The following is a 14,235-nucleotide window of genomic DNA, read 5'->3' as shown; positions in this document are numbered from 1 at the left end:
GATCAGCTCCTGGGTAGAGACAGCAACCGCCACTGATTGAGAGAAGACGCAAATCACGGCAAGCTGAAAAAGCTGCCAGACAATCAGGAATACTAATGACTACTGCTATCCCATTTCGCCTGATTATCGACGATCGCCAAATCATGGTCGTCCTGGATACCTCGCCTGTTCGCGAGCTTGCCCATGAAGTCAATTGCCCTGACTGGGCTTCCACGTTCGAAGAAATGTCCCTCGAGGGTTATTCATTTTCCCTTGCCGATGGCACCTTTGCAGAGCTCATAAACCAACGCCGCAACGGGCAGCTTTCAGTCGGCGAGTTCGAACGCATGTGCTCACGGTTATCTCGATTTCTCAACCTAGATTTTCCGGTCATTCTGGGACGAAGCGACGTGCTAGGGATGAGTCAGCTCAATTCGACCTCATGGAACGAAGAGGAATGTCGCGTACTTTCCCAACAAGCATGGGATGAGCTGCTTCGCTGCACTCAGAATGGATACATACCCAAATCTGCGGAATCCTTGCTGGAAGCAGCACGTGCTGAATGGCGATCAATGCTAAAGGGTTGGCAGCACGGTGTAGACTCGATTCGAGCGGTCAAGCGAGCGCAGTTAGACATCCTCCGCGGGCTGGATGGGGCAGGCTTATTAATGGGATTCATGGGGATGCGCGTTGAACAGGCTCTGAAGACGTTAGATACCCTCCGCACGCTGTCGGTGCCTATCAATGAGGAGTTCATTGCTGCATTTCAGCCAATCCCTGCTGCTGTGATTGAGAGGATTGCTGAGGCGCTCCGGTCGATCGACCCGGCAAACCTGCCCGGTATCCTGGATCTTCACTATGCCTATGAGATGCAAAAGGCCCACGTGTCGGCTTCCGATTGTGATCCGGAAATAGCCTGGGCAGAGTGGATGGATGAACGACTCAGCTGGAAGGTAATTGGGCCTCAGATCAGCGAAGGATTTATGAAGTCCTTTCAAGTCAGCGACTCCGGTGAATTCACCGAGAATATGCGAAGCCATCTCGAGCTGGTGTACTGCTGGAGACAGTTCGCGCGTATGCAACAGACAAAAAACGGGTATGACCCGGACAATGATCAGAAGCGCAACGATGGCATCGATTTCGACCTCTATCGCTTCCTCAAACTGCGAGCGCTTGTCGTTACCGAAGACAGGGCTTTTCTCACTGGTTTATCAGACATCAAAAGCTACCAGGCGGCTTGGTTCTATACACCAAGGAATCTGGCAAGCCGTTGGGCTGGTGGCAAATCATCAGCACCGGCGTGGCCGCAGCCTAAACACCTGGCCAAGCGCTGAGAAGGCTCGGGCGTCCGCAATCGACATCAGAGCCAACGTAGCTTGAGGAAGAGCCGACATGGGCCAGCGCTCAAAACCGGTGTGAGACAGGGTACGTTCATTCCTCGTCATCAGTCGCAGGTGGCGGATTCCAGCCGTCGACCTGAAGGAGTGCGAAAACTTCTTCATACTTCTGAAGAACTCCCCTGCGGTGAGCAAATTGATGGAAACGATCCCGCGCTGCCGCTGTAGGTAGGTTGGCGTGCGGCGTGTTACGCAGTAGTGCGAGCAACAGCGTATCAGTCTCCATCGCGTGCCAGTTCTGGTCATTCTGCATAATCGATTCGAGTAAATCGTCCTGCTGCTGCCTGTCAAGAAACCCTGCAAACGGCATGACCATGCCTCTGAATTTATCTTCTGAGCCCCTCCAACTAGCCGATCTCGCATAGGCTTCCAAAGCCCTCGGCCATAACTCTCCAAGGGGGCGAAATGCGATCGCGGCGGCGAGTTGCTGATGCGTGAGACCGCCTATAAGGGCCGCCAGTGACGCGCGGAACTGAGGAAGCGCGACCCCCGCAAGGATTCGATAGTCTTGGATGTCGGGGCCGAGAGTGTTATTCACGGTTTCCACCAGCGCAGTTTGGGTCGGATGTTGGATGCGCTGCCAAAAATCAGGAAAACATGCGATGAAGGCCACACTACGGGCACGTGCTGCCGGCTCGCCATTGTCCAGTAGGTTTGTGATTACCTGAGAGATTTCCGGCCAAGCATGAGGCGCTCGATCCCTCACCGCGACCAATGACGAAATGATTTTGTGATGAAGCGTTTCCCATTGTGGTGGAACACCTCTGAGAAGTGACTTTGCAAGCACCGTAGCGAAATTGCGGACGTTTTGATGCCGAACGCGCGCCAAGTATCGCTGCTCAACATAGTCAAGGATGCGGAAGTGGCTCATAGGGAAGCCTGGCGACTGAACATCGACGTCGAAGAGATCCGAAATTGCTTTGCCTTGCAGAGGCTCTTGGGCCAGAACCAGATCGACCGTATTTACGAGATGAAGCCGAACTAGTTCGGCGGACGGTTCGAACAGCTCTGCCTCGGCGGAGAATGCAGGGTGAGCACACAGATTTCGATCATCTCGAAGGCGTTCTAGGTGTTTGCGAGCGATTTGATTCAGCACCTGCGTGGTACCCGTAGCGTGTTCCAGGATCGTTCGTTCCAGCAGGAGCAGCTTGCTGATATCACCAGTATTGGTTGCGTTGTCCCACGTCTGTAGGAAAGCGGCTGCGGCGGTGTCGCCCAAGGCGCTTAGCTCCCGATATTTGGTAATCAGGTCATATGCCAGGGCGACCCAGGCAGAGGTCAATGCCCCCCGCAATGCCCCTGCCTTGTAGGCCTTGATGGCATCCAAAAATAGACTTTCGACTGGGGGTGTCGAATGCGGGTGAGTAATATGTCGAGATCTACGAATCCTGCATCCATCTCTTGGCTTCCAGCGATCAAGTATGTTGATAGATAACTCCCGCCTCTGAGACATGTGCCAGAAGGCTGGCAACTGGGTGGTGAGTCCATGCTAATCCGCGAGGTTTTTGCGCATGCCGCTACCTTTTTGTCCCTAGAAGAATCTTTCGACTGCTAAGCGTGAGGCGCCTCTTTTTAGAACTGTGCTTCCGTCGCAATGGTGTTGCATCACACTACATTTTTTTACGGCGGTATTACCGAAGTGCTTCCCTGGTTTCTCGGCTGGGGGAGGCCACCTGGGCTGGGCTGACCAAACTTCCGGTATCGTTGGTGCCGGGGGCAATCCGCGCATGGATCTCACAGCTTAGGAGTGCAAGCTGTTGGCCGCCTAGGTAGGCTGAACGCTTGGCAAAATCTTCAATTACATTCCAGGTAAGCTAGACCATCTTGGGACTCATCGCTCGCCGATTGATGGGAAACCTAAGTCTGGTTGAATATCTCTACGGATGGAGCACAGTACTTATGCAACTCCCGTCTTTTTACGACCTCAGTGACGACGAGCAAGAGTTGATGATGGCGGTCACGCTGGGCAATCGCGGGGTGGTAGTCAAGCGCCTGAACGGTTTGTGTGGTGTCATCTTCGTCTTGGATCAAGGAGAGGCAGTCAATCCTCGCTATGTATGCGCCAAAGTGCCTCGTAAGCACGAGACTGTCTCTGTTGGGGAAATGAACAGGCGTTTTCTCTGCGAGCTGGCTCTCCAGCTTCATTTCTCCCACCACACATTTGTGCACTGGTGCTTCGATATGCGCGAAGTCTTGGGTGTTCCAGTAGCGCTGTTCCGATATTGGGACGGTGACTTATGCGGTTATATGTCGGGACGCAGTGATATCCGGCAGCTGTCACTAATCGTCTATTGTTGCTCTGGTTTAATCCATTGCTATGATCGTGGGCTTACAGCTCACCAAGACTTGAAACCGGCCAACATCTTTGTGCGTGATTTTGAAACGGTTATCACTGGGCTGCCGGATCTTGATATCTATCAAGTGGCAATGATTGCCGATTTTGGTCTCGCGAACGCGTTCATGAATACCCCACCGGTATTCGATGGGTCAAGACCATACATGGCACCAGAGCAATGGCAAAAATCCATGCTCTCCGAAAAAACCGATGTATTTGCACTTGGCGTCATTTTTCATGAGCTGCTGACCGGCGGTTTTCATCCAGCCGGCATCCGCACGGCTGAAGTGTGGCCAACTCCTTTATTAGGGCAGCCTTCGAAATGGACGCGCTCACAAAGTTGGAAAAAATGGATAGCCCGCAATTGCCCCCTTAGTGCGCCAGTTGAGATTGATATAGACATAAAGATAGTGATCGAAAAAATGCTTTCAATTGAGCCTAGCTGCAGGCCGAGCATGCTTGATGTTAGAGAATTAACTCTCGACCTTATAAAAAGCCGATGTGAAAAGGCTCACGATCAACTAAACTACCTTATAAAGTATTTTGACAGTAACGCCTCACGTGGTTCGCTAGAGGAGGAGTGGCCCTACCTTGCGAATAAGTGGAAGCGGCTTCAAAGTCGATTCGGATAGCGATCCATTTTCCTCGCTGCCTTGGCGCTCTTGAGGACAAGCTTTCTACTTCGTTACCCCGGCACAGTCGATATGCGGTGCGGTAGCTTGAGCCTCCGGTCAAAATCGCGCGCGTTCGGTAGTGACCTCTCGTTAGTGGCGATCCCGCCCTAGCTGGGCCATGCAGCATGAGAATATGGCGGCCCGCAGATAGGCTAGAAACCAGTGGTATGGCATGATGTGGCTTTGAAAATGGACTCAGTTAAATGAGCTTGGAAACGCCCGACCTAATCATAAACTGCGGCATCGCATTCTTCTCGGCCCTCGCCGGTGCTTACGCGGGTGCCCGCGGTGCTACGCACTGGCAAGAAAGGCGCGAGGACAAGCAGCGGGAAGCGGATCGTGAGGCAGTTATTTTGCGGGCGGCTATGCTCTGCAAGCACTACTCCCAGATATGTTCAAAGATTAAAGGAAAAATAACTGAAGATGGCGTGAAGTTGGAATGGTTTCAGGTGAATGTTGTTGATATTTCCATGTCATCATCACTAGAGCAAGACCTCCCAGGTTTGTTTGCGAGTCTCGGTAGGAATCATGGTGAGCTGATCGAAAGCCTTATTCATGCTGAATGGGTTGCAAAGTCCGCACTATCGGTTTCGCGTATTAGAGACATCGAATATCGTGAGCTACAAAGTTTTCTTATTAAAAAAGGTTCTGCGCAAAAGCTCTCTAAGCCTGAGGCGAATACACTTATTGGTTCCGCTTGGATAGCTAAGCTTGACTCTATGACCAAGGACTTGCATGAAGCAGTGTCGCAATCCATGGAGCAGAATAGAGTATGCCATAATGAACTGATTGGTTTGCTTCCCGCGGACAAGCGAAAGGGTAAGGAACTAATAAAGAAAGAGCCGACCCTGAACCTTTGAATTTTTCAAGATTTTACCTTTTCGACTCGTTTTGTAGGTCAATAGTCGGCATGCCAACGGATATACATTTCAGTCTCCATGGAGGCATGTCGCGAGGTTACAGCGACAATCGGAGAACGTTTCCGTATGGCTAACCGTAGCTGGCAGACCATCATTGCCCGGTAGGCACCTTGGGAGAGGCGATCGAAGAGAATCGGGTGTACCCTGATCCTTAGGCAGACTGAGACGGTGAAGCATGGAACATACTGGGGAAGTCGTAAGGCAGGCAGGCGAGATCGACCTGGATGAGGGGCAGCTTTCATGGGAGCGCTACGAACGGGCGGCTCGGCATGATGTGCCTCTTTGCCCTAATCGTTTCGTGGTTGCTATGGACGCTGTTCGATGCTCAGGCTTCGCCTTGGCGTTATTACATGAACACCTACACCTTCGCGCGTCAGCTAGGATCGAGTTTTCAACATGCAGCAACTGCTATTTTTTGCAGTTGGACGACGTTGATCGTTATCAAAACTCCCGGGTTGGCATGCTTGATGCCATTTCTACGATGCCTTTCCGGTCAAGCGAAATCTTCAAGGCAGAGATTTGGAATTGGACGCGCTCGGACATATCTCGAGTCGAAGACGCTGAGGCATTAAAAGCTCTCAAGGAGATCGGGCTGACTCCTTGAGTAAATTGAGTTCCCAAAGCCGTCGCGTCCTGGCCCTTGGCCGAATGGTTGTGGCGGGCAGCAGCATCTCCGCGGGGGCTGCACGTCCGCAGTGGCCGGTTCGACGCGGTGCCTAACCAAGGGGGTACGAAACGCGGCTCACAGACCGTTACATAGTGCACTATCCCTGACTTCGCCCTGGGCAAACAGTTTGGCAAGGCATTTGAAATACCGCTCAGGCCAACTCGTATGCGGGCCCAGAGCCAAGGCAATCATCCAAGCAAATCAGCCTTCGACGGAGGGCTGCTAACCCAGACGGAATCTCTCAATGAGCAATTTGCCCCCTGATCAACGCGCCCGCTATTCAGAAGTGCTCGATGCAGCAACGGGTCTGTTCGGCGGCGATCTTGATGCAGCTCGGCGCTGGATGTCGGGCCCGCTGAAAGCGTTTGGCGGCAAAGCTCCAGAGGCCATGGTCACAAAAAGGCTCGAAACTGATACGGCCATTGAGTACATCAGGCGCTTGGAGCATGGGTTTGTGGCCTGATTGTCGTCAAGCAGCGCTTTAGAGGCGTGTCAGATGTCGAGCGTGATTCACCTCAGGGCTGGCAAGTCAGCCACACCCCTAATGATGTAAACCTGCTTTTTATACTGTAAACCACGAAGGTTTACAGTATGGAAAACTGGTTTACACCCACCTAAATTGACGTGAGGGTGTGAGATGAAGTCGGGGTTTAGGCAGAATCAAAGCCGCAAATTCACCGTTGCCGAAATGCGTCAAATCGTATCACTTTCCGCTGCTGTAGATAATAAGCAGAAATGGAAGAGGACGGATGTCAATCAGGCAAAAAATGCTTACAAGCCGGCTGGCACGGGCATCCCTCTTGAGGTTCGTAGCCTCTATTCCAGGGTGCAAGAATCCTCGCTAGAGCACGGGTTTGACATTGAACAGGTGAATTTAATCTGGCGGGCGGCGAGCTTAGCGTACTCAGTGAAAGATATATCTTCGATGTTCGAAGTTATTCTGGAAAAATTCACCTCGACGCTAAGTTATCACGATCACCTACGAAGGGCCTTAAGGTCACCCTCACCAGCATTTGCTCAACCAGCGGAGATCCTTGAAGGGAAGGGCGCTGTAGCAATAAGAACGCTTGCACATCTGAAAGCACAACTTGATCGACAGGCTTTCATCTGGACTCCTGACACGACCTGGAATCACTCAGTCGCTTCATGGGTCGATTTTACTTACGCGTTACTGGAAAAACTCGTTAAAGATGGGCTGGTAACAGATGCCCTTCGCTGCAAGCTATTCGCACGAGATCTTGGCTTGTAATGCCTGGGGCCTACATGCCTGCTCAGGCATTGCGCGAAAATTCCTTGCTGTACCGGTCGCCTTCTTTACAGGAGCCGAAGCACTCCTTTTATGGTGCTGGCTCCTTGTGATTATCAGAATTTGCCGCATCAGGGCTTGACCAGCGTCAGATCGCCTTCACCCGCCAGCGGATTCACATAGAGTTGAGGGATATGAGCCTCACCAGGGTACTTCATCTCTAGCTGCGTGACGGCCCTATCAAATGCCTGGAGAACGCCCTGTCCGAAGCCGATCGACGCATAGAATCGCGCCGCGAAGTCTTTTGCTGCGACATCGGCGATAGCGCCATCCATGCCAATAGCGGCAAGAATGTGCTTGGAACATTGTTCCGCCAATTCATGGGAGTGGCAGCAGTTGAATACAGCGACTTTTAGGTACCTTTTGCTTCCGACCACCGCGCGCAGCATCCCTTGTAAGGGAACCACGTGAGGCTCACCAGTAGGTGTCTCCACCACTAGGTGTCCACCAGGGGTGCCATGCCCACTAAAGTGGATGACAGCGGGCTCGCTTTCATCCAGAGCTTGAAGTATGTCTTCAGCTTGCACTGCCCAGTGCGAATCAACTTTTAGGGCGTCGCGGTGTTTCGAGGCGCGAATATGGGCGTTCACCTGACGAATCTCGTTTTGCAGATCCAACGCTTTCTGAGATTTACGGCCGGGATCAGCACCGAAGAACAGAATCTGGATTTGCTCAGGCAGTTCCTGAAGCTTTGCTAACTCGCGTTCAAGCTCTTCTGCCCGAGCCACCTGGTGGGCGAGACCAACTTGAAGAGAACCGAGCTGGCGACTCTGCGCTTGGGCTCCCTGGAGGGTTTTCCGTTGAAGACGTGCCTGCTCAGCCTTGAGCTTACGAGCTTCGTTAATCTGCTCACGTTCCAGGGCCTTGTCTAGTCGCTGCTGATCGGCAGTGAGGCGAACCATCTCGCGGTTAATCTCTGCGATGATTTTTGCAGCATCTGTCTCGGCCTTGGTTCTTTGACCGTCGTACCGTTGAGCCTGCTGTTGCTTTGTTTTGGCGGTCGAAGCAGACTGAGCCCGGGTTGCCTCCACCGCGGCCTTTCGTGCGGATTCACCATGCTTCGCCGCTTCATGGATTTTTCGCGAGTGTGACTCTCTCAGGCGAGCGATTCGCTGCTGGTGGCCACGCAATAAACTGCGATAGTGATTTGAGCTCATGACTTCCCCCAACCCCATGGCGTTGAAGTGGCAGCTTGGCTTATCCGCGCTTCGCTTGACCAGTATTTTTGAGACCCGCCGCCTCCAAATTGAAGACGGCCAGACGGACACCTTCATGGACGACACCCTGGCTTACCTGAAAGATCGTTACAAGGACGAGCAAGCCCGGTTCGATCACTTCGAAAACAAATGCGCTAAGTTCCTGACCGCTGTTTCGGTGGTAATCGCCGCATTGACGGCACTCGTCAGCGCCAAGGGGAGGGTGCTCTTCACTCTCAACGGCCCGTGGGACTTCATTGCGCTTGGGTGCTTTTTCGCTGCAGCTTTCTGTGTGGTGTGCTCGTGGGGCCATGCCCTGAGCGCCTTGAGGATTCGAGACTGCCCAACGCTACCATCCAGTCGTACGACTGTAGAATGGCTTAAAGCGGCTGATGCATCAGATCACCAGCAGCATGTCTACAACTGCTACATAGATACGTTGGAAAAATTGAAGTCAGCCATCGACGAGAAATCCATACCTCTAGATTTTGCCTACAACGAGATGGTCTACGCCGCCTGGGCGTTGTCACTGTTGGCAGCAATAAACATCGGCAAGGAGCTATTTGCATGAGTAACGATCAGAAACCCAAGAATCAGGAAAACAAGACACCGCCGCCGCCAACCACTGAGTATCACCGACGCTCTGAGGAACGCCCTGTGAACCGAAAAGATCAGACAGACCGGCGTTAACCAACAACTCCTGCTGAATCGGGTGCTGTGGGCCAGGGAATACTACTACCCAATCCGCCGTGCCCTCAGCAATCTGCAATCTGCAATCAGCCGAGGCAGCCAAGTCGCCGGCTGGTTGTAGCACATCTGACCCAGGCAAAGATTTCCCTTGATGGCGATCGTAAGCGGAGCGCGCAGGCGTGAGGATGTAAGCCCGCCAGGGTCAAGACGCGCGCCCAGCGGGCGGCTTGATTCACGACAGCCGTGCTCTTAGAGCCACGCCAATTGAAGGCAGCGAAGCCATATCTGGCGATCTCTCATGAAGATTCAACCAGTGACTACCTGGAACGTTTGACCCATTCGCGACGACGCTGAGCAACGAACTCTGCCCCATAGGTCTTCCAAGTAAATATTGTCGATCGTCGAATCGTGGTGAATGTCATGCCTGCGAAATTAGTTTCCGCTCTCGCGATCGCCGAGTCAGCACAAACGCTAGCCGCACTTGCCAGCCGTTTGCGAAATTGTTTGAGGTGCGACTTGAGCGTATCAGTCGCATAACTGATGCTGCCGTCATTCGAAGGGAAAGCCGGCAGTACTGGCAATGGTTCACAAAGATCAATTGAGTACCATCCGAGGTAACGCTCCAGATGAGCCGAAAATTCGGAGGTAAGTTCCATTACAGCCCCAGATGGCAGCCCGTTCTCGAAAGTCCAGCCACTGTCTGAGTTCCTTTGAAACTGGCTCAAGGAATGTACATGCGAAATTTTTATACGGGAAAATCGGGCAATTGCCATGTAGAAGAGTATCTGCTCTGACCGTAATATCGGAACGGTACCGTCCACCAGTTGCTGGAATGCCCAATCCAGCTCGTGAGGCTCGTGGGTCACTAATGGCCGGCTTTGAGCCAAGGTTTTGAAGAGACCCGTCGGGGCGGCTTGGGCGCAGTTCACTCTGAGCTGGGAAGGTGAAGCATTGCCTGTGTGGCTATTTATAGCGTCGTTTTTGGCGGTATTTCTGGCTGTCGTTGGAGCTTTCTCTACAGAACGGGCTGATGAGCCGGTGTCCGAAAAATTTGCCGAGCGATTGTCGGAGAAAGTTTCGGGGGTGATATCCGAGATGTAGAAATCGAAGAAATCCCTCACGATCTTAGCGCACCGCTGCATGTCTCTGCGGGTAGGCTTGGCAGCACCCGCACTGTCAATATGTCGGTAAAAGAGCTTCCATCGATCATTGATGGGCCGGGTTTTGAAGGCCTGTCCTGCAGTCCCTCCGTATTTGGTGTGTGACGATGCTGAACACCATGAAATCGGGGGATAGCATAGAAATTCGAGAAACTGCAGGAAATGCGGCGTCTCCCAGGCCAAGAGTGAAATGCCAGCATTAAAGCTCCAATTCAGCATCTGCTCGAGGAATCGGCAAGTCTGGGTATAGAGAGACTTGGCCCAAGCTGGGGCCCACCGGTGTGATGAATATTCCAGGAAATGCGAGCAGTACAGGATGCTCATGTACGCCTGGCAGGCTGGATCGACGTCGTCGAGTCTACGTCGGACGGCTAGGTTTTCCGGAACATCGGTTGCGCCAACAGGCTTCCAATGTTCATACGGCGCGAAAATAGGGAATGGAGTGAACGGCACCGCCATAAGCGCTCCCACGAGCTACAATCTCGTTGAGGTATTCGGGGTCGGTTTGAAGTTGGCTTCAGGTTAGCAAAGAAAAATGAAAGGGAAATAGATGCTGTATCTATAGCGTGAATTTAGTTCGGCAGTGCGTGACCTGATCAGTGACATGTAGTGGTAGCTAAGTTGGTGATGGTCACCGTTTTGGTGAAGATGTTTAGGTCATTAGTTCACCAGCGTCGTGATGGGAAAGCGGTATAGGAATGAATTGGGCGGCGGTGAATACTGATAGTGCTTCGCGGGTTTGAGAAACGGGAGATGACAAAATGCTTGAGCTCTGGGTGCCATGGATGCTGATTTGCAAGGATTACGGGGGTTTGTGGAATCGGCTGCGTAGGTTAGTGGAGACAGACATGACGAGAGCCCACTTCGGCATACTACATGATTTAACATAATATACATTATGCGCAATACCGTATTACGTAACCAGGGGCAGTGCCAGCCAGATTTCAACAGGCAAAACCCCTGTCTGGCTCAAACCTGAGCAAACCCTCCATCCACAAACAGTTCGCTGCCGGTCATGAAGCTGCTTTCATCCGACGCCAGGAACAACGCCGCCGCTGCAACTTCTTCAGGCTTGCCAATGCGACCCAACGGAATCTGCGCCGTCATGTCATCGATGATCGCTTCCTTCTGGCCTGTGCCGGACAACGCCAGGTCCAGACCCGGAGTCGAGATCGGCCCGGGCGAAAGTACGTTGACGCGAATGCCGGTGCCTTTCAGATCCAGCGCCCAGCTCCTGGCGAAATTACGCAGTGCGGCTTTGGTGGCGCTGTACACGCTGAATGCCGGTGTGCCCATTGTGCCTGTGGTCGAACCGGTGAGGATCACTGAGCTGCCGGCGCTCATCAGTGGCAAGGCTTTTTGTACGGTGAACAATGTGCCCTTGACGTTGATGCCGAAGGTACGGTCAAACGATTCCTCGGTGATCGCTCCGATCGGCTGGAAATCCCCCAGGCCCGCATTGGCGAACAACACGTCAACCCGGCCCTTGGCGGCCTTGACCTGAGTAAAGATGCGCTCCAGGTCGTCCAGGTTTGAAATGTCCCCCTGGATGGCGATGGCTTCAGGGCCAATCAGCTGCAACGCCTTATTCAGTTCTTCCTGCCGACGTCCTACGATGACTACCTGCGCGCCTTCAGCTGCAAAGCGAATGGCGGTTGCCAAGCCGATGCCGCTGTTGCCGCCGGTAACCACTGCGATTTTGCCGTTGAGCCTGCTCATGGTGAACTCCAATGAATAATGTTGAAGCCCAACTGTAGATCTACGCTATTATTTTGAATAGTATGCACCTTTAAGTAAGTACCCCCATAGGAGCCTGCACGATCATGGCCAACAACTCATTCAACTGTGGTCTCGAAGCGGCCCTGGCGGTGATTGGCGGTAAATGGAAGCCCCTGGTGCTGTTCAACCTGGCGCAAAATGTTCATCGATATGGTGAATTAAGACGCGCGATTGGCGGTGTGACCGATAAGGTGCTGATCCAGCAACTCAAGGAGCTGGAGCGCGACGAGATCATTGCCCGGGTGGATTTCCACGAGATACCGCCCAAGGTCGAGTACTCGCTGACACCCTTCGGGCACTCTCTGGCCACGGCGCTGGGCGCGTTGTGCCAGTGGGGCACGCAACATATGCAAACGGTTGAGCGCATCGCCGAACGGCGCACTGCCCTCGCCCAACCCTGAGCCCCCTGCCCTTGATAGCCAACTCAACTAAATGACTATTTAGTTGAGTTAAATCAATTAGTTAACAAAATCAAAGCTGAAAGCGGTCCACCGATTGCGATAGCTGCCCTGCCAGGTTCGACAGCTCGTCGGTCGTCGATGCAGTCTCCCCAACGACCCGGCTATTGCTTTGCGACATGCTGGCAATCATCTCCACCTGATGGGCGATCTCATTGCTGGCCAGGCTCTGCTCACTGATGGTGCGGGAGATGTCATTCACCATTTCGGTGGTGCTCAGGGTGGCCTGCAGAATCTCCCGAATCGCCCGTTCCACATCGGCCGTCACCGCCATGCCTTTGTCCACTTGAGCAACGCCCTCCTCCATGCTGGTCACTGCCTCCCGCGTGCTTTGCTGGATACGCCCGACCATACTGGCAATCTCCTGGGTCGACGCACTGGTGCGCCCCGCCAGGCTGCGCACCTCGTCGGCGACCACCGCAAAACCGCGCCCCTGCTCACCCGCGCGGGCGGCTTCGATCGCGGCGTTCAGGGCCAGTAGATTGGTTTGGTCGGCAATCCCCTTGATCACCTGAATAATGCTGAAAATCGCCTCGGACTCCTTGTCCAGCGTGCGGATCACTTGGGCGGACTGCTGCGCCGAACGGGCAATCCCGTCCATGTCACTGACCACTTGGTGAATCACCCGGCCGCCATCTTTAGCCAGGGTTTCTGCCTGGTTGGCCATGGACAAAGCGCGCTCGGCATGCCGAGTGATTTCCTCGATACTGGCGGTCATTTCACTCGCGGCCGCGGCCATGGTGCTGGAGGCGGCGCTTTGCTGCTGGCTGCTTTCGGCGACTTCATGGCAACCCTGGCTCAATTGCTTGCTCATGCCATTCACGCCATGGGCATTGCTGCGCACGACTTCGATCATGCTGCGCAAGTCTCGTTGCATGATGGCGAGGCTGCGGATCAATGAGCTGGCTTCGTCCTTGCGGCTGGGCTCTACAATCGGCTCGCTCAGGTTGCCCCGCGCGATGCTGGCGGCAATGCGGCTGGCCGTCTGTATCGGCCCCATGATGCTCAAGATCACCCAGCGGCCTTGAGCCAACAACAGCAAAAGGCTGGCGATCAACACCGTGCCCAAGGTCAGGTTAGCGTGGCTGATGGTCTGCCGAGTGCCAGCGCTGGTCTGCTGCGTGTTGTTCTCGATCAGCTCACTCAGGCTCGCCATTTGGTCTTCCAGTTGGCTGAAAGCGGCGTTGAAGTTCCCCAGCTCTGCGCGAGCGGCCTCGGGATTGTCCAGGGCAAGCGCAACAATGCGCTCGCCGGCGTTTACATAGGTGTCGAGGCTGGGTTTGATTTTTTCAAGATTGGCCTTGAGCGCGTCGTCCAGCGGCAGCTTGAGATTGTCTGCCAACACTTGGCGAAAATGCTCGGCATGCTCCTTGAGCGAGTTGCTGACTTCAGCCCTGGTGCTCGTGCTTTTATCCAGGCCCACCAACATCGCCGACAACACATCGGCGCGCAGCGCGTCGTGCATCATGTCGGCTTCCATGTGGTTACGCAGCACCGTCATGCTGACTTCGTTGTTTTGCACGGCGTCGCCCATCCGGGTATTTCCCAGGTACCCGGCCAGGCTCATGATCAAGGCAGTCAGCAGCCCGGTCGCAATCAACAGCATCAAGCGTAATTTGATCGTCATGCAGGTATCCCCATAGCCTGGACAGGCGGTTGGGAACCCAACCGCTT

The 14,235-nt window shown here is 53.7% G+C and carries 13 protein-coding genes; 8 read left to right on the top strand and 5 right to left on the bottom strand.

The genetic code is table 11. The features are described from left to right. The first annotated feature begins 95 nt into the window (after positions 1–95). On the top strand, positions 96–1,313 hold the full coding sequence (locus LRS56_11345; protein ID WDU64993.1) for a hypothetical protein: 1,218 nt from the start codon (positions 96–98) through the stop codon (positions 1,311–1,313). A gap of 97 nt (positions 1,314–1,410) precedes the next feature. Here LRS56_11345 and LRS56_11340 read toward each other — a convergent pair whose 3' ends face one another. After that, positions 1,411–2,703 carry a hypothetical protein gene (locus tag LRS56_11340; protein ID WDU64992.1) on the bottom strand — a complete coding sequence of 431 codons (1,293 nt, stop codon included), beginning with the start codon at positions 2,701–2,703 and terminating at the stop codon, positions 1,411–1,413. Between the two features lie 572 nt (positions 2,704–3,275). Between LRS56_11340 and LRS56_11335 the strand changes: the two genes are divergently transcribed. The 5 genes from LRS56_11335 (at position 3,276) to LRS56_11315 (ending at position 7,221) form a co-directional block, all read left to right on the top strand. Continuing rightward, positions 3,276–4,343, top strand: a complete 1,068-nt coding sequence (locus tag LRS56_11335; protein WDU64991.1) for a protein kinase — start codon at positions 3,276–3,278, stop codon at positions 4,341–4,343. A 245-nt stretch (positions 4,344–4,588) separates the two neighbouring features. Beyond that, complete coding sequence (locus LRS56_11330; protein WDU64990.1) at positions 4,589–5,245, top strand: hypothetical protein; 657 nt, start codon at positions 4,589–4,591, stop codon at positions 5,243–5,245. Between the two features lie 235 nt (positions 5,246–5,480). After that, a complete protein-coding gene (locus tag LRS56_11325) occupies positions 5,481–5,909 on the top strand; it encodes a hypothetical protein (protein WDU64989.1) in 429 nt (142 codons plus the stop codon). Positions 5,910–6,216: 307 nt separating this feature from the next. Beyond that, positions 6,217–6,435: a DUF2384 domain-containing protein gene (locus LRS56_11320; protein ID WDU64988.1), complete on the top strand. Its 219-nt coding sequence runs from the start codon at positions 6,217–6,219 to the stop codon at positions 6,433–6,435. Positions 6,436–6,609: 174 nt separating this feature from the next. Further along, a complete protein-coding gene (locus tag LRS56_11315) occupies positions 6,610–7,221 on the top strand; it encodes a hypothetical protein (GenBank protein ID WDU64987.1) in 612 nt (203 codons plus the stop codon). Between the two features lie 128 nt (positions 7,222–7,349). Here LRS56_11315 and LRS56_11310 read toward each other — a convergent pair whose 3' ends face one another. Next, positions 7,350–8,435, bottom strand: a complete 1,086-nt coding sequence (locus tag LRS56_11310; GenBank protein WDU64986.1) for a hypothetical protein — start codon at positions 8,433–8,435, stop codon at positions 7,350–7,352. Between LRS56_11310 and LRS56_11305 the strand changes: the two genes are divergently transcribed. Next, on the top strand, positions 8,434–9,045 hold the full coding sequence (locus tag LRS56_11305) for a hypothetical protein (GenBank protein ID WDU64985.1): 612 nt from the start codon (positions 8,434–8,436) through the stop codon (positions 9,043–9,045). The two genes, LRS56_11310 and LRS56_11305, sit on opposite strands and share 2 nt — an antisense overlap. A gap of 436 nt (positions 9,046–9,481) precedes the next feature. Here the strand turns inward: LRS56_11305 and LRS56_11300 are convergent, their stop codons facing one another. After that, on the bottom strand, positions 9,482–10,783 hold the full coding sequence (locus tag LRS56_11300; protein ID WDU64984.1) for a hypothetical protein: 1,302 nt from the start codon (positions 10,781–10,783) through the stop codon (positions 9,482–9,484). A 510-nt stretch (positions 10,784–11,293) separates the two neighbouring features. Further along, positions 11,294–12,043 carry a glucose 1-dehydrogenase gene (locus LRS56_11295; protein WDU64983.1) on the bottom strand — a complete coding sequence of 250 codons (750 nt, stop codon included), beginning with the start codon at positions 12,041–12,043 and terminating at the stop codon, positions 11,294–11,296. A 104-nt stretch (positions 12,044–12,147) separates the two neighbouring features. Between LRS56_11295 and LRS56_11290 the strand changes: the two genes are divergently transcribed. Next, positions 12,148–12,504 (top strand): helix-turn-helix domain-containing protein, encoded by a 357-nt coding sequence (locus tag LRS56_11290; GenBank protein ID WDU64982.1) that lies wholly within the window; start codon positions 12,148–12,150, stop codon positions 12,502–12,504. 70 nt (positions 12,505–12,574) lie between these two features. Here the strand turns inward: LRS56_11290 and LRS56_11285 are convergent, their stop codons facing one another. Continuing rightward, on the bottom strand, positions 12,575–14,188 hold the full coding sequence (locus LRS56_11285) for a methyl-accepting chemotaxis protein (GenBank protein ID WDU64981.1): 1,614 nt from the start codon (positions 14,186–14,188) through the stop codon (positions 12,575–12,577). Positions 14,189–14,235: the final 47 nt, after the last annotated feature.

This window comes from Pseudomonas poae, from assembly GCA_028869255.1.
GTDB classification, from domain to species: domain Bacteria; phylum Pseudomonadota; class Gammaproteobacteria; order Pseudomonadales; family Pseudomonadaceae; genus Aquipseudomonas; species Aquipseudomonas poae_C.
The sequence above is the reverse complement of the archived record's forward strand: the minus strand, read 5'-3'. Positions and strand labels throughout refer to the sequence as shown.